This is a genomic window from Roseibium sp. HPY-6, assembly GCF_040530035.1.
GTDB lineage: Bacteria > Pseudomonadota > Alphaproteobacteria > Rhizobiales > Stappiaceae > Roseibium.
On record NZ_JBEWCD010000002.1, the window covers coordinates 1515113 to 1535572 of the forward strand.

Annotated in this window: 13 protein-coding genes; 10 read left to right on the plus strand and 3 right to left on the minus strand. The window is 57.0% G+C overall.

What is annotated here, in order from left to right; all coding sequences use genetic code 11:
• Positions 1 to 289 precede the first annotated feature (289 nt).
• Positions 290 to 1054: a MipA/OmpV family protein gene (locus ABVF61_RS18360; RefSeq protein ID WP_353994984.1), complete on the plus strand. Its 765-nt coding sequence runs from the start codon at positions 290 to 292 to the stop codon at positions 1052 to 1054.
• Between the two features lie 113 nt (positions 1055 to 1167).
• Here the strand turns inward: ABVF61_RS18360 and ABVF61_RS18365 are convergent, their stop codons facing one another.
• The gene (locus tag ABVF61_RS18365; RefSeq protein WP_353994985.1) at positions 1168 to 3240 is read right to left on the minus strand and encodes a DEAD/DEAH box helicase; all 2073 of its coding nucleotides are present in this window, start codon (positions 3238 to 3240) and stop codon (positions 1168 to 1170) included.
• A gap of 306 nt (positions 3241 to 3546) precedes the next feature.
• On the opposite strand from ABVF61_RS18365, the gene ABVF61_RS18370 reads away from it, so the two are divergent.
• The 3 genes from ABVF61_RS18370 to ABVF61_RS18380 all read left to right on the plus strand — a co-directional run bounded on the left by ABVF61_RS18370 (position 3547) and on the right by ABVF61_RS18380 (position 8276).
• Complete coding sequence (locus ABVF61_RS18370; protein ID WP_353994986.1) at positions 3547 to 5868, plus strand: methyl-accepting chemotaxis protein; 2322 nt, start codon at positions 3547 to 3549, stop codon at positions 5866 to 5868.
• An 87-nt stretch (positions 5869 to 5955) separates the two neighbouring features.
• Complete coding sequence (locus tag ABVF61_RS18375; RefSeq protein WP_353994987.1) at positions 5956 to 7602, plus strand: cisplatin damage response ATP-dependent DNA ligase; 1647 nt, start codon at positions 5956 to 5958, stop codon at positions 7600 to 7602.
• A gap of 140 nt (positions 7603 to 7742) precedes the next feature.
• Entirely contained in the window at positions 7743 to 8276 is a 534-nt protein-coding gene (locus ABVF61_RS18380; protein ID WP_353994988.1) for a hypothetical protein, read from the plus strand.
• A gap of 57 nt (positions 8277 to 8333) precedes the next feature.
• Here the strand turns inward: ABVF61_RS18380 and ABVF61_RS18385 are convergent, their stop codons facing one another.
• Entirely contained in the window at positions 8334 to 9203 is an 870-nt protein-coding gene (locus ABVF61_RS18385; RefSeq protein ID WP_353994989.1) for an acyl-CoA thioesterase, read from the minus strand.
• A gap of 467 nt (positions 9204 to 9670) precedes the next feature.
• On the opposite strand from ABVF61_RS18385, the gene ABVF61_RS18390 reads away from it, so the two are divergent.
• Entirely contained in the window at positions 9671 to 10351 is a 681-nt protein-coding gene (locus ABVF61_RS18390) for a response regulator (RefSeq protein WP_299479670.1), read from the plus strand.
• A gap of 336 nt (positions 10352 to 10687) precedes the next feature.
• Positions 10688 to 13114, plus strand: a complete 2427-nt coding sequence (locus ABVF61_RS18395) for a putative bifunctional diguanylate cyclase/phosphodiesterase (RefSeq protein ID WP_353994990.1) — start codon at positions 10688 to 10690, stop codon at positions 13112 to 13114.
• A 3-nt stretch (positions 13115 to 13117) separates the two neighbouring features.
• Here ABVF61_RS18395 and ABVF61_RS18400 read toward each other — a convergent pair whose 3' ends face one another.
• Positions 13118 to 16639 (minus strand): PAS domain-containing hybrid sensor histidine kinase/response regulator, encoded by a 3522-nt coding sequence (locus tag ABVF61_RS18400; protein WP_353994991.1) that lies wholly within the window; start codon positions 16637 to 16639, stop codon positions 13118 to 13120.
• Positions 16640 to 16883: 244 nt separating this feature from the next.
• Between ABVF61_RS18400 and ABVF61_RS18405 the strand changes: the two genes are divergently transcribed.
• From ABVF61_RS18405 to ABVF61_RS18420, 4 genes are all read left to right on the plus strand, one after another.
• Positions 16884 to 18056 carry a pyridoxal phosphate-dependent aminotransferase gene (locus ABVF61_RS18405; protein ID WP_353994992.1) on the plus strand — a complete coding sequence of 391 codons (1173 nt, stop codon included), beginning with the start codon at positions 16884 to 16886 and terminating at the stop codon, positions 18054 to 18056.
• Positions 18057 to 18130: 74 nt separating this feature from the next.
• On the plus strand, positions 18131 to 19294 hold the full coding sequence (locus tag ABVF61_RS18410; protein ID WP_353994993.1) for a two-component system sensor histidine kinase NtrB: 1164 nt from the start codon (positions 18131 to 18133) through the stop codon (positions 19292 to 19294).
• 38 nt (positions 19295 to 19332) lie between these two features.
• Entirely contained in the window at positions 19333 to 19944 is a 612-nt protein-coding gene (locus ABVF61_RS18415) for a response regulator transcription factor (protein ID WP_353994994.1), read from the plus strand.
• Positions 19945 to 20083: 139 nt separating this feature from the next.
• Positions 20084 to 20425: a response regulator gene (locus ABVF61_RS18420; protein WP_353994995.1), complete on the plus strand. Its 342-nt coding sequence runs from the start codon at positions 20084 to 20086 to the stop codon at positions 20423 to 20425.
• Positions 20426 to 20460: the final 35 nt, after the last annotated feature.

The window sequence follows — 20460 nt, forward strand, 5'->3', positions numbered from 1 at the left end:
TCTCATTTGCACCTCGCGGATGGAGAAGAAGTTTCTCTATAAAAATCAATATCTAAAGTGCTCAAGAGATGTCCAAAAACGGATTGAGATGCCCGTTTCAGACGCGAGTATCTAAAAAACGCGACCGCAGCCAAAGTCCTCCTGCCGCCGGCCAAATCTGAGCGCCGGCGGCAAGAACCTGACTTGAACGGAGGTCATAGCGTTGCGTAATTTCAGGTATCCCACATGTGTGGGCAGTTGGTCGCTCCTCATCTTGTTTTGCTCGGCCGGGGCAGCAACGGCCGCGGATGTGCCTGCACCGCAAAGCGAGCCCGGTGTATTTGAGGACGATGACGACGGCTGGATTGACGGGATTGTCGTTCTGGGCGCCGGAGTCCAGCCGGATTTTGACGGGGCAGCCGAATACGCGGCCGTTCCTTTGCTTTATCTCAACGTTACGGCATTTGGCCTCGGTCTGGAACTGGAAGGTCCTGAGGCATCCTTGAACATTCGGCCGGAAGCAGCGTTTCAGTTTGGTCCCTCAATTGCCTATGAAATGGGTCGCGATGGCACGTCGAACAAAGTCGTGGATCGGCTGGACAAGATTGACGCCGCATTCGAAGTGGGGGGATTTGCCGCCTACCAGTTCAATGCACTTCTCGCGCAATCAGACATTCTGGAAGTTTCAGCGGATCTCATGGCCGACGTTTCCGGTGTTCATGACGGCTTTAGCGGGTCTGTTGGGGCATCTTACTCGATTGCGGCAACCGAACGATTGCGTCTTGGGACCGAGGTTTCGCTCGGGTTCGCCAATGACAGCTACATGGATACCTACTTCGGCGTCACCAGGGGTGGTGCGCAGCGCAGCGGTCTTGCCGAATATTCTGCTTCTGGCGGATTGAAGGACGTCAGTCTGGGCGCGACAGCAAGTTTCAATGTAACTGAACGCTGGGGAATTGTCGGCCGCGCTACCTATTCCAGGCTTCTGGGTGATGCCGCCGACAGCCCCATCGTCAAGGACGAGGGATCTGCGGATCAGTTCACCGGAGGGCTCGGTATTTCTTTCTCGTTCTGATGTCGTCGCGACGCGGCGTCACAAATCTCATGTGTCCGCTGTTTGTTTCAGCGGACACCCGGATCAGTTTGCGTTTTCGGAGCGAAACTGCTTTTGGAAAACAGGTTGGGAACTCAGGCGTTTTTCGCCTTCGCTGCCTTGCGCGCGGCACGTGAGGGCTTGTTCTTTTTCGGCGCCTTTTTAGAAGACTGCGTCCCCTTGGAAGCGGCCATCGCTTTCGGTTTGCGTTTGCGCTCGCTTTCTCCCGGCTTGCCGCTCTTCGGTTTGCGTGACGGCTTAGCATCCCCGGTATCGGATCCCTGCGCCAGTGCAGTCATGTCGAGCGGCTCATAAGCGGGATGATGCGGCTTGGCCTCGTCGTCACCATGTCGGCGACGCTTTTTCCCGCGTCCACCGTCAAAGTCACTCTTCGAACCGCGCTTCGGCCTATTTGGTTTTAATGTGTCTTCGGGGCCGAGATTTTCATAATCGGGAGCATCGTCCCTGCGCGCTCTGCGCTTTGGAGCGCCACCTCGCTGCCGGCGGTAGTCATCTTCTTTGGGCGCTGCCGGGATCTTGCCGCCACGCGCATCCAGCAAAGTGATCTCCACGTTCTCTTCGCCGGAGCCTTCGCGTTTGATCACGTCGGCAAAACGTTTGCCGTGGCTGCCCGCAATCTCGAAGTAAAGCTGGTTCTGGAAGATCTTGATTGCGCCCACTTCCTTCTTGGTGACATGGCCTGCCCGGCAGATCATCGGCAGGATCCAGCGGGGCTCTGCCCGCTGCCGATGCCCGAGGGACAGTGAAAACCAGATACCATCTTCGAACTTGCCGGTGATTTCCGCGCTGCGGCCACCGCGCGCGCCCGCGTCGCGTCCACGCAACGAGGTTTCGTCCAGTTCGGAAATCTCTTCAGGCGCGGGCATGCGTAACTGGCGCAGTTTCACGAAAGCCGATGCCAGTTGCTCCGGACTGTGAAGCGCTAGAAGTTCCATCGCGATGTCCCGGTCTTCGTCTTCAAGCTCGACGGAAAGCGCGGGGTCGGCCAGAAGCCGTTCCTTGTCCTTTGCACGGATTTGATCGGCGGTGGGCGCACCCGTCCAGGTCGCCTTGATACCGGCAAATTGCAGAACACGTTCAGCCTGGCGGCGGCGTGGGAAGGGAACCATGAGCACGCAGGTCCCCTTGCGTCCAGCCCGGCCGGTACGGCCGGACCTGTGCAAAAGCGCCGCCTTGCCGGTCGGCAGGTCCGCATGAATGACAAGATCCAGATTTGGCAGGTCGATACCGCGCGCGGCGACATCAGTTGCCACACAAACCCGGGCGCGGCCGTCCTTCATGGCCGCAAGCGCGCTTGAACGCTGTTCCTGGCTCAGTTCACCAGAGAGCGAGACGATGGAGAACCCACGGTTCGCAAGCCGGGAGGTCAGCCTGCTCACGGCCTCGCGGGTGGAGCAGAACACGATTGCCTTTTCCGCTTCGTGCAGCCTCAGCACATTGATGATTGCGTTTTCGCGCTCGTTTGGTGCGACGGGATGCGCGACATAGTCGATGTCGCCGTGCTGCTCGCGCGCGTTGATCGTTGAAAGACGCACCGCGTCTTTTTGAAACCGCTTGGCCAGTTCCGCGATCGGCTTGGGAACCGTTGCGGAGAACATGAGCGTGCGGCGTTCTTGAGGTGCGGCATCCAGGATAAATTCCAGATCCTCGCGAAAGCCCATATCGAGCATTTCGTCCGCCTCGTCGAGGACGACGGCGCTGAGACCTGACAGATCCAGCGCACCGCGCTCGATATGGTCCCGAAGGCGGCCGGGCGTTCCAACGACGATATGTGCGCCGCGTTCCAGTTGGCGGCGTTCGGTGCGCGGATCCATGCCGCCGACGCAAGACGCCGTGACGGCACCCGCTTCCCCGTAAAGCCAGGCCAGTTCTTCCTTGACCTGTAATGCCAGTTCGCGCGTTGGTGCGATGGCAAGTGCAATGGGAGCACCTGCCTTGCCGAGTTGCTCCTCTTCACCAAGGATCGTCGGGGCAAGGGCAAGCCCAAAGGCAACCGTTTTGCCGGAACCCGTCTGCGCAGAAACAAGCAGATCGGCCTCCGGCGGCGCGTCATTCAGGACGCTCTCCTGCACAGGAGTGAGGCTTTCATAGCCCCGTTTCGCCAGCGCGGCCGACAGGGCCGGGGCGAGAGACGTGAAATCAGTCATAGAGATCTTTCAACTGCTCCGGATCATCTGCGTGCCAACCAGCAGTCTACCGGACCGGTCCGAACTAACAGCGGACCATGATTGGGCGGCTTATAGCGTCGAATCACAGCGCCGTCCACTGCGTTCCACTTTGAAGGTTTTGTTAGCATCGGCAATGCTGCCAATGGCGTTAGCGGCAGATCGTTCGCACAACCGGAAATTATACCTAGGGTAGTTTTTTGTATGCGGATTTGAGCCTGAACTAATCAATTTCTTAACTTCACTCGCCTCTAGATTGCAGAAATTTCTGCACAATAGGGGTGTGCCATGCTGAAATCGATCCGCGCCCAAATAGCTCTTCTGGCAATAGTGCCGCTGCTGGCTTATGGGGTCGCAAGCCTGATTGCACTGAACGAGGCCCTGAACGAGAGCAAAATAGCGTCTGACATCTATCCGACGGCGCTGGTTGCGGAAAAGTCCGAAGCCGTTCTGCATGAGCTGCAAAAGGAACGCGGCAGGACAGCCGTATTGCTTGCGTCCGGGTTCTCTTCCGGTCCCAAGGATCTTCTTGCAAAGCAACGGGTCGCTACGGACGCCGCCCTTGCGGACCTGCGCGAGACCGCTGCGGACCTGGACATTCGCAATACGAAACTGCTGGAAGAAATTCACGCAACGGTCGACGGCCTGAACGACGTTGCAAGGCACAGAAACGGGATTGATGGCCAGTCCGTTACAGGCAAGACAAACCTGGCATTCTACTCCGGAAAGATCCGTGACCTGATCACGATTGCGCAGGCGGCCCAGAACGCGAGCGCGGACCAGATCTACGCAGAGCAAATGACACCGTTCCTCCTGCTGACCGAGGCTGTTGAAGCCGGCGGCCTGGAGCGTGCGATCGGCGCTCAACTGTTTACGATCGTCGCTGATACCGGGGCGGTGCCCAACGACCGGTTTCTGGCCTATTTCGACCGCCTGTCTGTTGAAACCGCATTTTTGAGCAACTTCCGGCGCATCGCCACGCCCAAGGAGCTTGAGGCGTACAATCAGATGGTTTCAGGTGCGAGCGTCGATCAGGTGATGGCCTGGCGCGATATCCTTCGCACGCTCCCCGAAACAAAGAACGGCCAGGGCGTTGAAGGATCGGTTTGGTTCGGCAAGGCAACCGAGCGGTTGAACCTGATCCGGGATTCGTCCATCGGCATGTTGAAAGCAGCAGAAGCAAGGGCACAGGAACTCGCCAATGCGGCGAACACGCATCTTTATTACGTTGTGGCGGAAACGGTCGGCGTCGTGCTGGTGACCCTTGCCATCTGTGTCTGGCAGTTGCGCAGCGTCAACGGACTGTTGGCGAACTTAACCGGAAATCTTGTAAGGATCTCGCAAGGGGACCTCGACTTCAAAATGCCCTACGCCGAAAGAACCGACGCTGTCGGGGATCTGGCTCGGGCTGGTGCCGTTTTCCAGGAAAATGCGCGTGTCCGCCAGAAGCTCGAAGCGGAAGCCGCCAAAGAACGTGACCGTGAGCGCATGCGTCAGAACCATGTTGAAAACCTCATCAACAAGTTCAGAGACCTCATGGCAAGCGTAACGGGTGAGGTTCATGACAAAACCTCGTCAATGACGGACATTGCCGCCCGCGTGCGTTCTATTTCGCAGGAAGCGTCAGGCGCTGCCGGTCAGGCCCGAGATGCTTCCACGTCTTCATCGAACAATGTCCAGACTGTTGCTGCAGCCGCAGAAGAAATGTCGGCCGCGATCCAGGAAATCATGAACCAGGCCGAACGGGCCAATGGTGTCATAGACGAGGCGACCGCCGTAGCTCATAGAACAGATGGCAACGTTTCCAGCCTCGCCGACGCCGTTGAGAAAATCGGCACGGTCGTTGAAATGATCCGCGCCATTGCGGAACAGACAAATCTTCTCGCGCTCAATGCGACGATCGAGGCAGCGAGAGCGGGCGAGGCCGGGAAGGGATTTGCCGTCGTTGCTGCCGAGGTGAAGGAACTTTCAACGCAGACTGCGAAGGCGACGGAGGAGATTTCAAACCAGATCTCCTCTGTCCAGGGACTGACGGACGAAGCCGTTGAATCCATCCGCAAGATCTCTGGGTCCATCGAAATGATCAGCGAAGTCACCGGCGCGATCACGACTGCCGTCGGCGAACAGAGCGTCGCCACGCAGGAGATTTCGCAAAGCATCACGATGGCGGCAAGCGAAACGGGAAATGCGGTCAGCAGCGCGGAGAGCGTTGATGAGGCGATCCAGGCGACGGCCGGTGAGGCTGAAACCGTCGACACCATCTCCAGCGAGGTCAAGGAAGTCGCGGACAAGATGGCCCAGGGTATTGAAGGGTTCCTGGAAGACATGGCGCGCGATGTCGACGAACGGCGAAGAGCGTCCCGTAAACAGGAAACTGGACAGGGCGTGAGACTGATTTATCAAGACGGCCGTGAATTCCAGGCCAATCTGGTCAACAGTTCCGATGGCGGTATCGCTGTGACAGAGTTCGAAGGCGCTTCGGTCGGGATGGAAATCACCTATGAAGACGAGTCCGGTGACCGGTTCCCGATGGAAATCAGGTGGGTCAAGGACGGAACGGCGGGGCTCAAGTACCGCGCGAACGAGATGCAGCAACCTGCTGCTGCCTGACGTGCAGACGCCTTGACATTGTCGGGCTGACGCACATTTTGCCGGGAAAGACTTGCCCCTCCAGTCTTTCCCGGCTTTTTTTAGATCATGCGCGCGTTTTCCCAACTTCTCGACAGACTTTCACTTGAACCGAGGCGCCTTGCGAAGGAAGCTTTGCTGGTTCGCTATTTCCAGGAAACAGCAGATCCCGATCGCGGTTACACACTGGCGGCGCTGACAGGTGGCTTGAGCTTCAAGAACGCAAAACCTGCGCTCCTTCGCGCGTTGATAAGCGAGCGCACGGATCCCCAGCTGTTTGCGCTCTCCTATGATTTCGTCGGAGACCTGTCTGAGACGATCGCCCTCATGTGGCCGGAAGCTAGCGAACGGGGTGCGGACACGAAAACCGACGCTCCGACGCTGACGGATGTCGTTGCAAAACTGGAAGTCGCCGGAAAAACCGATGTCCCGAGGCTGCTGACGGCCTGGCTTGACCATCTGGACGAAACCGGCCGTTGGGCTCTCTTGAAGTTGGTAACGGGAGGTTTGCGTGTCGGTGTTTCGGCTCGCCTTGCAAAAACATCGGTTGCCCGTCTGGGTGATCTCGATGTTGCTCAGGTCGAGGAAGTCTGGCACGGCCTTGAACCGCCCTACGAGACATTGTTTGCCTGGGCAGAGGGCAAGGGGGAACGCCCGGATAACACGGATCCGGCCCCCTTCCGGCCCGTCATGCTGGCTCATCCGCTTGACGAAGCTCGCGACATGGCCCAGCTCGAGGCTGCAGACTTTGCGATTGAATGGAAATGGGACGGCATCCGGGTCCAGGCGGCATCGGGAACCGCTTCGGACGGTGAAATCGTCCGGCGCCTCTATAGCCGCACAGGTGAAGACATATCCAGGTCTTTCCCTGATGTCATTGATCTGCTGGACTTTGATGCCTGCATAGACGGTGAACTTCTGATCATTTCCGAGGGCAAGGTCAGACCGTTTTCCGACTTGCAGAAACGCCTCAATCGGAAGACCGCCGGCCCAAAGCTCATTCGGGACTATCCGGCGGCCATCAGGGCCTATGATCTGCTCTATGTGGACGGAGAAGACTTGCGCGAGATGCCTTTCATTGAGCGGCGCAAGAGGCTGGAAGATCTAGTTGCCTCCCTGGCAATCCCGTCGATCGACCTTTCGCCGATGTTGCAGGCGGCGGATTGGGATCAGATTTCCGCGGCGCGCGCAGAGCCGCACACGCTTCTCGAAACGGCCGATGCTGAGGCCGTCGAAGGGCTGATGATCAAGCGCCGCGATGCGGCCTATGTGAGCGGACGGCCGCGCGGGTTGTGGTTCAAGTGGAAACGGGAACCGTTCCTGATCGATGCGGTGCTCATGTACGCACAGCGAGGGCACGGCAAAAGGTCGTCCTTTTATTCCGACTACACATTCGGCGTCTGGCGCGCCGGGGCGGCCGGTGACGAGCTTGTACCGGTAGGCAAGGCGTATTTCGGTTTCACCGATGAGGAACTTCGTCAGATCGACAAATTTGTTCGCAACAACACCATCAACCGGTTTGGACCGGTAAGAGAAGTCAAGCATGGCCTGGAAGAGGGCTTGGTACTGGAGGTCGCGTTTGAAGGTTTGAACCGGTCGACGCGCCATAAATCGGGTGTTGCCATGCGTTTTCCCCGCATTTCAAGGTTACGGTGGGACAAGCCGGCAAAAGAAGCCGACCGCATTGAAGTTCTCGAGGCTCTGCTGCCCTCGTAGGAGCCTGCTCCTCGAAAAACGCTTGTTAAGTCGTTGCCGAAATTTGTGTTTGTCGTGCTTTGGCCATGGAATTGTGGCACTCAACTGATTCAAAACATGCCGGATGCCTCGTGCACGGCATTGAAGCGTGGAGATATTCGATGCCGATACGCAAATATTGCTTCTTTCTTATTGTTGGTGCCGCGACGGTATTGATGTCCGCCGTCACCGCGCAGGCGCAGTCCGATATCTCTTCGGAAGCTACCGAGGCGGTTTCAGAGGGGCAGCCAAAGCGCTTTTCGCTGGTTGCAGTCGATGGCGACATACTGAGGGTCGACAGGCAAAATGGCACGATAGCGATCTGCCGTGAGCGAAACGGGTCCTGGCGATGCAATCCCGTTCCGCTTGCCGAGGAAGCTTATCTCGCCGAGATCAACGAACTCGCCGCCGAGGTTGACCGATTGACAGCGAAACTTGAGCAGCTTGACAACGTTGAAGGCGGGAAAAAACCGACATCACCTGGCTCGGCCTTGAAGCAACCCGGCGACGATAGCGGCAGTGGCGATCAATCTTCGAAATGGGCTGAAGAAGACGAAGAGCTCGAGCGGATGCTCACCTTTACGGAAAGCGCGATGCGACGCTTTTTCGGGATGGTGCGCGAGTTACAGCGCGACTTCGAAGGCGAGGGGAACTAACGCTTTTCTGACGCTTACGAAAAGCACATGACCACCCGCCTGCCGAATGCATTCGTCTTAGTCGATCAGCATTTTCGAAATCGCACCATGAGCTTCTTCCGGCAAAGCGACCGCGCTGCGTGACGACAGATCCATCGTTAGGGCAACGACATCGAGAGTTGCCGCGAGTCGCGCCGTCCTGCTTTCAAAAATATGGTGGCGCATGTTGAACGTGCTTTTGCCAACATGCGTGAAGCCGGTCGCAACAACCACCGCGTCACCCGACTTGAGCGGCGTTGACCACGTCAGCTTCATCTCCACCGCAACGCGCCCGAACCCGTGCTCAAGGAGATAGGCGTAGTTCATCGGTGTGCGTTGCCAGACATGGGCAACACCGTCCGTGCAGCAGGCCAGCGCGTATTGATCATCCGCTTTGCCGTCCGGGCCGACGTCCCGGGGCATGACAGTGCCTCTGAAGCAGACTTCAGCGCCCTGGTTCAAAAGACTCTGTAGCGGTGCGCGAATGCCTGCGGGACCGGACTGAACGCCGCGTGGCGCGGCCTCCGCGATCATGGGTGTCTGGAAATCCTTGAACCGCTGCCGCAGGGATTTGGCTGAATTCGGGCTTGGCTCGTAACCGTCCAGAGCCGTTGCAGCGAGCGTTCCCGTGCTTCCGTCGCGCATCTCATGCACCACAGTCAACATATGCGGGCCGTCGAAGGCGATGCTCGAATGAACCGTGATCAGGTCGCCGGTCCGCAGTTCCTTGTGATATCGCACATGGCGGACGCGTCTTGCCCCCACAAGCGTCTCGCTGAGCCCGCACATTAGTCGAAACTGGCGGTCAGCTTCTTCAAAACGGCTGAAATAGAACTGGACATTCAGGTGATCGTTCTCGTCACATTCCCAGCGATTTACAAATGAAAAAAGTGTGGCTTGTATTGTCATTCTAAAATTTCATGAGTTTGAGATTTACTAAATGTTCGCGAACGCTTGAAAGTTCATTTGTTGCCTTCTTTCGGGAAATTATCAATAAGAAATGTAGTCTGTGGAAAAAATAGTCATAATATGATGAGAATTATTTTCGAGATTCAGATTGCTACTGCGGAACTTTTAATGAAACTCATGGTTGTGCGAATTTGCATATAGTCAATAAGGGTTTTATATTTGCGGATACCGATTCTGTAGGTTGAAATTCTAGGGCTCAACCGTATGTCGGGTGACGAACAAGTGCATATTCCAACCAAAACCATTGTTTGACTTGCACGCAACTCGTGATGCAAACATACTTCCTGAGGGCCGCTTTACTGGGACTGAAGCGAACAAAAATGCCTGGCAGCGCACCTTTGTGATGGAGCGCTCGGCAAAATGAGCCAGTAAAGCGGAGGTAAGACCGTTGAGGGAGGAAAAACAACGTGTCGTCCACTTCGTACCGGTTTATCATAGCAGATGATCACCCGCTCTTTCGTGGAGCTCTGCGCCAGACACTGGAAACGCAATACCCGAACGCGTCTATCGAGGAGGCTGGTGCGCTCGAAGACGTGACAGTGCGCCTTGAAGAAGATGGTGATGCGGATCTCATCCTGCTTGATCTGACAATGCCAGGAATGCGCGGGTTCTCGGGCCTGATGTATCTGCGCGCGCAATATGCCGGCGTCCCGGTCGTGGTGGTATCGGCAAACGAAGAGCCCCAAGCGATCCGCAGAGCAATGGAATTTGGAGCATCCGGCTTCATTCCGAAATCGCACGGCATCGAAGTGATCCGGCAGGCGATTTCTGAAGTCATGTCCGGCAATGTCTGGACCCCACCCGATGTTGATCTGAAGGCGGATGACGGCAGTGACGATCTTGTTCAGCGCCTCTCCACACTGACCCCGCAGCAGGTTCGGGTTCTCATGATGTTGTCCGAGGGCCTGTTGAACAAGCAGATTGCGTATGAATTGTCGGTCTCCGAGGCAACGGTCAAGGCGCACGTTTCCGCAATTCTGCAAAAACTGGGTGTCGAAAGTCGGACCCAGGCCGTGATCGCAGCGTCTAAAATCGAAGCCGGTCAGTGGCAAATCGGCGGCGAAGCACAGGAAGCCGCTGGCGCATAGCTGTGTGATCGCACGGGCCGGCAATCCGTAAAAGTGCCGATAATCTGCAGTATATGCGGCTCCCTCATCAGGCGCGCGGTCTGCATGCGGATGTACGAATGATTTTGTTAACGTAAACGCGCGTTAGGGCTAAATTCTTTAAAAGATTCAGAAATTTCCGGAAATCGGCCAGGGCTCTTTACCGGAATTTCAGGGAATGCATGTACCTCTTTGTCTGACTGAGCTGTGACGCACACAGTATCGAGTATCAGATGCGGAGATGAGATGCGGCCCGGCGCCAATTGGAAATTGATCCTTAAAACGATCTTTGCGGCGCTTGTGTCACCCGGAGCGCGAATGAAGTTCGCGGCGGTCAAAGCGGACGGGCAAATGGATTCCAGCCCGGAACGGGCCTTGCTTCTTGCCTTCGGCCACCCTGTCGTCGATCAGTATCTCGCATGCAGGGTACGCGCCGCACAGATCTCCAGCATCGCGCGGTTGACCCCGCTCACTGTGCTCGCCAACATCGTCAACGTTGTCGTTGTCACGCCAGTTCTGGCACAGGTGTTTCCACTCACTTATGTTTTCGTCTGGGTGGCCCTGGTGATGAGCCTGATGGCGCTCACGACGATTAAGTGGTTCTTGTCAAACCGTTCACCGGTTGAACTTGCCTCTCAACGCGCGCTTTCGGCAGCATTGCGCCACGCAACGTTGCTCAGTGCCCTTTGGGCAGTGGTTCCGGTCGCCGCATTCGCAAGTGGCAACGTCAATGGCATTTGGATCGCCTCCTGTGTCACGACGGGAATGATCTGCGGCGGTGGTTTTGCACTTGCGACGGTCCCCCAGGCTGCATTCAGATGGGTTGCGATCCTTTACTGCGCATCCGTTGTCGCGCTGGTAATCGATCAGGGGGTCATGATGTGGCCGCTCCTGTTCCTGCTCACGAGCTACACCTTTGTCGTGATCGGCAGTACCACTGCAGCGGGCTGGCTGTTTGCATCGCATTTTCTCGCCGAAGCGGAACTTGAAAAGCATGGCGACGTCATTGCGTTGCTTCTGAACGAGTTTGAAGAAACGTCGAGTGACTGGATCTGGGAAGCCGACAGCAGCGGGAACTTCCGCAATGTTTCGGACCGCTTCTGCCATGCAAGCGGACACAGCCGTTCCGAGCTGGAAACCATGCGCATGGTCGATCTGGCTTACACCCTCGAAAATGAGGAAGCACGGACAAGCGTTGCTGACCTGGAAAACAAGGTAGGGCTTCAAAAATCCTTCCGTGAGCTCGTGATCGGATTGGCGGTCAATGGCGAGGAGCGCTGGTGGTCACTGGCGGCAAGGCCGGTCTACGACGACCATGGCTCCTTCACCGGCTATCGTGGCGTTGCCTCCGACGTGACCGAGGCTCGCAGGGCCAGCGAACTCGCCTCGCATTTGGCCGAACACGACTCGCTCACCGGTATCGGGAATCGCAGCTGGTTCCTGAAACAGGCAGAAACGCTGCTCGAGGAACAGTCCCGATCCGGGCAGAACACACTGACGCTCTTTCTGATCGATCTTGATAACTTCAAGGTTGTGAACGACACAAGCGGTCACCCGGCCGGCGATGAACTTCTCAAGCAGGTTGCCGCCAGGTTTACCGACATCAGTGAAGGTAGAACGTCTTTGGCCCGCTTCGGTGGAGATGAGTTCGCAGCGCTTGGCCGTTTCGTCAGCGACCAGGCTGCAAGTGCCTTTGCGGAGGAACTGGTCAACGTTACGCGGAAGCCTTTCCGGATTGGCAGTCGGGATTTTGCCATAGGTGCAACGGTCGGATTCACGAGGCTCCGGGACAATGGTGATACTGTCGATGACCTGATGCGCAAGGCCGATATCGCGCTCTACAAGGCCAAAGAAAGCGGCCGTGGCCGGGCTCTGGCGTTTGAAAGCGAAATGGAACGCGAGGTGCGCGAGCGCCGCGAGCTGGAAGCAGATCTTCGCGAGGCCTTCGAATACGGCAAGCTCAGTGTCGAGTTCCAGCCGATCGTCGATGCACGCTCGGGCCTCGTCGTCTCAAGTGAAGTCCTCGTGCGCTGGTTCCATCCGACGCGCGGCGAGGTAACACCGGACACGTTCCTGCCGATCGCTGAACATGCAGGCCTCATTCTGCCGCTCGGCAACTGGGTTCTGCGGAAAGCTTGCGCTGCGGCCGCTCAGTGCCCCGACCTCGAGAGCGTCGCGGTCAATCTGTCGCCTGTGCAATTCATGGATCCCAATTTTGTGAGCCAGATCACTTCCGTTCTGGACGAAACCGGATTCCCGCCGGAAAGGCTTGTTCTGGAAATCACCGAGTCCGTTTTCCTGCGCGACTTCGGATCGGCTTCGGAGAAACTGCAAAAGCTTCGCAATCTCGGGATCAAGATTTCGCTGGACGACTTTGGAACGGGATATTCGTCGCTCTCCTACTTGCGCAAATACAAGTTCGACAAGATCAAGATCGACAAGTCGTTTGTGGACGAGATCGGCGAACGCAGCGATGGTCTTGCCATTATTTCGGCGGTTATCGCGCTGGCACACAATCTTGGTCTGGAAGTCACTGCGGAAGGTGTTGAACGCCAGTTTCAGGTGGATGCCCTGCGCACGCTCGGGTGCGATACCCTGCAGGGGTATTTCTTTGGAAAGCCGCATGCAAACCCGATGAAGATTACCGAAGTCAAGATCGACGCCTGGAATGAAAGCGACTCTGAAGCATCGCTGAGCGATGGACCAGACAGCGCTCACGCCTCAAATCTGAGATCCGGCACCTGACACCTATTCGGCCGCCTGTCCTGCGTGACAACGTGCCAGCTGGGCCCGCAAGGCGGCCGGTTTGACCGGCTTGTTGAAGAAGGCAATGTCCTTCTCGTTGGCCTCTGAGCGAACCGGTCTGCTGCGGTCGGCGGTGATCAGGATGGCTGGAATGTGAGAACCGAATTTCCATCTCAGCTTCACGATCGCATCGATGCCGGTGCCCGAATCGAGATGGTAGTCGGCGAGAATGACGTCCGGTACCACCCCCGCCTTGTTCAGACGCGCCGCCGCTTCCTGATCGTCGGAAGCCGTCACCACTGTGCAGTTCCAGCTCGACAGGAGATGGTGCATCCCGCTCAAGATGTCCGGTTCATTGTCGATCGCCACAACGCACAGACCGTCCAGATTGCCAAGCGAGGCGGGCGCGTGCTTCGCCGGTGCAATGTCCGGAACGGCCGCAGAGCGCGGCAATTCGACCGAAAAGCAGGATCCCTTGTCCGCTTCCGATCTGAGCGCGACAGGGTGTTTCAGGACGTGGCTGATACGCTCGACAATTGAAAGCCCCAGTCCGAGACCCTTGGCGACGCGCATGCCGTCGTCCAGTCTGTGGAACTCGTGGAAGATCGCCTTCTGTTTGCTTTTCGGGATCCCCATGCCCGTATCGTGGATTTCGACGATGACGCGATTGCCGCGGCGGCGGCACCCGACGAGAACCTTGCCCTCCTGCGTGTATTTCAGGGCATTGGACACAAGGTTCTGAAGCAAGCGTCGAAGCAGCCTGCGGTCGGTTCGAATGGAAACCGACGTCGGTACGATTCGCAGTTCAAGTCCCTTTTCCTGGGCGACCGGCTGGAAATCAAGCGCCAGCCCTCGAAGTATTTCATCAAGGCGGAACACAGTGGGTTCAGGTTTCAGGGCGCCGGTGTCGAGCCTTGAAATATCCAGGACGGCACCAAGGATATCTTCAACGGATTCAAGCGCTGATTCCACGTTGCGGACAAGCTCGCCATCGTCACCGGCCTGAAGCTTGTCAACGAGAACAGACGCGTAAAGGCGTGCGGCGTTGAGCGGCTGCAAGATGTCGTGCCCGGCCGCAGCAAGAAACCGCGTTTTGCCGATGTTCGCTTCTTCAGCTTCCCTTGTTGCCTCGACAAGTCGTTCGTTGACGTGGGTGAGCTCTTCAGTTCGTTCCCTGACGCGCCGCTCAAGCGTCTCATTGGCGCGCGCAAGCGCTTCTTCCGCCATGACCCGTTCGGTGATGTCGGTATAGGTCGTCACGATTCCGCCATCGGGCATCGGGCTGACCCTGACTTCGAAAACCGTGCCGCTGGACTCCAGCCGCTCCTGGAACGTCTCCTGAACCAGCACCAGTTTTTCAATGCGGTCGGCGACCATTGATTCAACCGGTCCGGGACCATGTTCGCCGCGTTCAATGTTGTATCGCAGGATCGCGTCGAGCGTTGTTCCAACCTGCCCGTATTCGGCTGGCAGACCAAGCAGGTCCCGGAATTGACGGTTCCAGCAGATCAATCGCAGGTCAGGGTCGAAGACGCCGATCCCCTGGCGAACCTGATTGAGCGCCGTCTGCAGAAGGTCGCGGTTGTACTGGATGGCAATTGACGCATCGTCGAGCAGTTTTACCGCCCCTTTTGTCGATGGGTCATGGCGCTTCAGCATCAAGGTCAAAACGAGGCGCGAGGACGCCGCACCGATCGCGCTTGCAAGAAGCTGTTCGGAGAAACGGAGCAGATTGGCGTCTGCAAGCGTGTTCGGATCAAGCGGAATGCCGCGCTCGCTTGCAAACCGGTGAAACGAGCGCTCGGTCCGCTCTTCGCCAAGATAGCGCGCGACCGTGGATTGAAGGTCGCTCGCGGTAACGGACGTTCGCCAGTAACGCAGGCTGGGCGTCGGTGTGAATTCGGCAGGCACGAACACATTGGCCTGAAGCGTTTCGGCCGGCAGCGGCTTGCGGGCGAAGGAAACGCCGACAAAGAGGAGGATGTTGACCAGCAGGCTCCACAATGTTCCGTGAATAAACGGATCTATGTCGATGCCGAACAGGGATTGCGGGTTCAGAAAACCGATGCCGAAGGGACCGGTCTCCAGGAAACCGGCCGATATGAGCCCAGATTGCGCGAATGTCGGTAAGAGCAGCGTGTAGCCCCAAAGAAGAAATCCGCTGCTGAGCCCGGCGAGCGCGCCAAGGGAAGTGGCCCGCCGCCAGACAAGAGCTCCGATAAAGGCGGGTGCGAATTGTGCAATCGCGGCAAACGACAAGAGCCCGATGGAGACAAGCGCTGCCGTGTCACCCGCCGCCTTGTAATAGGCGTAAGCCAGGAGCAGGATGGCAAAGATCGCCAGTCGACGGATCGTCAGCAACTGACGGCTCATGTCGCGCCCGCTGGCATTGACAAGATCGTCTTCGCTGTGCCGGCGCAGCAAGAGCGGCACGACGATGTCATTCGAAATCATGATCGCAAGCGCAACCGTTGCCACAATGACCATCGCGGTAGCCGCGGACAGCCCTCCGATAAACACAAACATTGCAAGCCAGTCGTGGCCCGCATCGATTGGCAGCGCCAGGACATAAGTGTCCGGGTTGATGTCCTGTCCGAACCGCAGCATGCCAGCTGCCGCGATGGGAATGACGAACAGATTGATCAGAACGAGGTACAGCGGAAACAGCCACGTTGCGCATCTCAGTTCGGCGTCGGAATTGTTTTCCGTCACCGTGACGTGGAACTGGCGCGGCAGCATGAGAACCGCAAAACCTGACAGGATCGACAGGATCAGCCAGTTGCTCACATTGATCGGCTGCTCAAAGACTTCTGCGACCTCCGGTGCTTCCGAGATGGCGCGCACGAGGTCGAACGGTCCGTCGAACAGCCAGTAGGTGACCCAGACACCGACGGCCAGAAAGGCAAACAGCTTTACGATTGCTTCGGTCGCAATCGCCAGCATCAGGCCTTCCTGGTGCTCGGTGGCGTCAATATGACGGGTTCCGAAGGCCCAGCTGAAAATGGCCATGCCGAGCGCAATGAGGAGCGTGATGTCGTTGAAGAACGGCGCGAAACTGAAGCCGGGAGAAATCAGGGGGCCGACCATTGTGGTAACCGAAAAGGAGACGGCCTTCAGCTGGAGCGCGATATAGGGAATGACGCCGATCACGGCAATCAGGGTCGCGAGAGCGGCCACCGATTGGCTCTTGCCGTATCGCGCACCTATGAAGTCCGCAATCGAGGTAATGCTCTCGGCTTTTGAGATCTGGATTATTCGCCTCAAGAGTGGATATCCGAGCGCGAATACCAGAAGCGGCCCGATATAGATGGTCAGAAATTCCGCACCGTTTCTGGTGGCGTTGCCGACCGAGCCGAAGAATGTCCAAGATGTGCAGTAAACGGACAGCGACAGGGCGTAGATAAAAGGACGGCCACCCGCGCGAGAAGACGAGCGGTTGGACAGGCGATCGCCGTAGCTGGCAATCGCAAACAGAAGCAGGATATAGGCCGTTGCGACCAGTATCACGAGCCATCCGTGCAGCATCTTGCGGCGACCGTCCTCCCGACCGGTTGTTGCAGAAACCCGTTCCGCTGCTTTTTCCAGATCGGACCATAGCGGAACCGTTCTGTCTATTCACCTTGCGACCAAGGCGAAGAAGACACTTATGACCCGGTTTGCAATAGGTTGGAACCGATCAACGATGGTGAAGTCTAGTTCACATCGTTTCATGAAACATTGGATTGCGGACACGCTATGGTGCGGCGACCATGTGTGAGGAGTATACGATTTGTCCGACCTGATTGCGCGATTGAGTACTGGTGCCCGTAACGCGCCTGAAAGCGGAATAGTCGAAGTTGCCAATGCCGGTCGTCACCACGAAGCTTTGATACCCTTGTGGGTGGGCGAGGGGGACCTGCCGACACCGTCCTTCATCAACAGGGCCGTCAAGGCGTCGCTCGACCGTGGCGAAACCTTCTACACTTATCAGCGCGGTATTCCGGAATTGCGCGAGGCATTGGCAGCCTATCACCAGGATCTTTACGGCAGGCCTTTTTCGCCCGAAAGATTTTACGTGACGGGATCAGGCATGCAGGCGATCCAGCTGACGGTCCAGGCGATCGTTGACCCGGGCAAGGAAGTGATCGTTCCGTCGCCTTCGTGGCCGAACATCGCGGCATCCGTGGAAATTCACGGCGCAAAAACCGTTCCGGTTGCAATGCGCGAATCAAACGGCGGCTGGTCTCTCGCCTTGGAAGATATCGAGCGGGCAATCACCTCGGATACGGCCGCTCTCTTTTTGAACACGCCCAGCAATCCGACCGGATGGGTCGCGTCCGAGGGACTTTTAACAGCGTTTCTGGATCTCGCACGCAAGCATGATTTGTGGATCATCGCCGATGAGATCTATACGCTTTACTTCTATGGAAACGGCAGGCGCTCGCCGTCATTTTACGACATTGCCGACGAAGACGACCGCATCATTTTCGTGAATTCATTTTCGAAAAACTGGGCCATGACTGGATGGCGGGTCGGTTGGGTCTCCGCACCGCCAGTCATGGGTCAAGTCTTTGAAAATCTGATACAATATTCAACATCTGGTGTGCCCGCCTTTTTACAGTGGGGCGCGGTTGCGGCGCTCACAGAGGGGCAGGAGTTTCTCGAAAGCCAGATCGAGCGCGCGCGCAAAGGCAGGGAGGCCGTGCTTCAAGGCATTCGCAAAATCGGGCGCATTTCGGCCGCGCCGCCGGAGGGCGCGTTCTATCTCTTCTTCAAGCTCGAAGGCATCACGGACATGCGCAGCTTCGCGCTTGATCTTGTTCGTGAAACAGGTGTCGGTCTTGCGCCCGGAACGGCATTCGGTCCCGGCGGGGAGAACTTCGCCCGGCTCTGTTATGCACGCAAGCAGGACCACCTGGAAGAAGCAATTCGGCGAATTAATGCTTGGCTTCCAGAGATTTAAGACTCTTGACGGGTTGCTGGACTACGTGAAACCCCTTAAACCTGAATGGACGTGATTTCCAGTTAGGTGCGGGGATGGCAGACGACAGCATAGCAGATCGAAATGCGGACTCCGCCGCGGTCTCAGAAGCGAGACTGGTAAGTGTTTTCGATACGGCTGTCGACGGAATAATCGTGATCAACGAACGCGGCCTGGTACTTGCTTACAACAAGGCCTGCGAGCACCTGTTCGGATACGAAGCCGCAGATCTTCTCGGGCGTAATGTGAACAGGATCATGCCGGAAACATATGCCCGGTCACATGATCACTATGTTCAGAACTACATCAATACCGGCCACAGAAAGATCATCGGAATTGGCCGCGAGGTTCAGGCCCAGCACAAGGACGGAACCGTCTTTCCGATCGAGTTGTCGGTCGGCGAGGCGAATACACCTGACGGGCGTCAATTCATTGGCATTCTGCGGGACCTGCGGTCACGAAAGCAGATTGAAGACCGGCTGGCGAAAACACAGGCGCAGTTGTTGCACATGACGCGTTTGAGTGCGCTTGATGAGATGGGTGCGGCGATCGCACACGAGCTCAATCAGCCGCTGACAGCGGTTCTTCTTTACCTGCAGTCGGTCTCGCGCAAGGCCAAAACCGACGATTCGATCGATCCGCTCATCCTTTCCGTCATTGAAAAAGCCGTTCGCGAGGCCGAACGGGCCGGTGAGATCATCCAGCGCATGCGCCAACTTGTGGAAAAGAAAGCGCCTGAAAGACAGACTGTCGACGTCCCCGAGCTTGTACGGTCCTGCCTTGAGATGGCGGAACTCGGAAGCGGCGGACAGCAAGCTTATTTGTCTGCAAGTGTCCAGGAAGGGCTGCCCTCGCTTCAGGCGGATCCCGTCCAGATCCGTCAGATATTGATCAATCTTCTGCGAAATGCGCGTGAGGCGGTTGCCGACCAACCGGAGAAAAAAGTTACGTTAAGCGTCCGTCTCAACGAAGACCTGCTGGAATTTAGGGTAACGGACAATGGACCCGGTGTACCGGTCGAACTGATTGACGGACTGTTTCGCGCTTTCACCGGTGTAAAGCACAAAGGTGTCGGTCTCGGTCTGGCCATTTCGCGTTCGATAGCCCAAAACCACGGCGGCGATCTGAAGTTGGAAACGTCGCCTGAGGGCACTGGCGCATCGTTTTTGTTGACCTTGCCTGTTCATCCAAGGGAAGAACGATCGGATAATGATCTTTAAAGCAGACAACGCGAACAACGTATGGGGACTGAAAGATAATGGAAGCTGACGCAGAGGCCGTATATATCGTTGATGATGACCCTGCGGTGCGGGACGCGCTGTCCGTTCTGTTCAACATGGAAGGTTATGTCGTCGAGACATTTTCAGACGGGGATACCTTCATCCAGTCCGCAAGCAAGTCAGCGCCCGCATGCGTCATGCTGGACGTACATATGCCCGGCAGGTCGGGGATCGAAATTCTCAAGGCTCTGAATGCCGAACACTACCCGGCCCCGATCTTCATCATTTCCGGCCAGGGTGACATTCCCATGGCAGTCGAGGCGATACGCAACGGGGCCCATGACTTCATTGAAAAACCGTTCTCGGCCGAAACAGTGCTGGAAAGGGTGAAGGAAGCCATCGCTGCAATGAGCACGCGGCAGGAAGCCGACACAAGCCAGACTTTTCAAGGGGCCGATCTGCTCACGCGCCGGGAAATGGAAGTTCTCAAGGAAATCACCGACGGTGCGTCGAACAAGGAAGCCGGGCGGACCCTTGGCATCAGTCCAAGGACTGTCGAGGTTCACCGGGCGCGTATCATGGAAAAACTCGGCGCAAGAAACGCTGCCGATCTTGTGAGGATTGTCCTGGGGCATCCGACGGCGGACTGAGGTTCGAGAAACGGCGCAGTTTTCTGCGCCTGAGACCTGGATCAAGACAGACGTATTTCTGCGTACATTCGCCGCGGCTTTTGTGGCGTATGCTTCACGGGTATCTGGGCGGTAACGCTGGAACCCGGGATAGTATTGAGTGGTCGTTCATATCATCGAGGATGACGAAGCTGTTGCAGATGCGCTGGCACTGGCGCTCGAACATCTGGATCATTCGACACGGATATACCTGGATGGGGAAACATTCATGGAGCAGGCCCATGTGTCTGACGGCCATTGGGTAATTGTTGACCTGGGCTTGCCGGGTATCAGCGGAGCGGACATTGTCAGGGAATTGAAGCGATTGGCCATGCCGCCAAACATAATTGCGATTTCCGGCAAATCACGCGTAAAGATCCTTCAGAGCCTCAAGGAACTTCGCGATCTCACGATTTTGCGCAAACCTCTTTCCATCGACATGCTGACAGCCGCAATGGCCTGAATGTGCGCGCAGCTGCCGGTCACCTTGATCTTGGC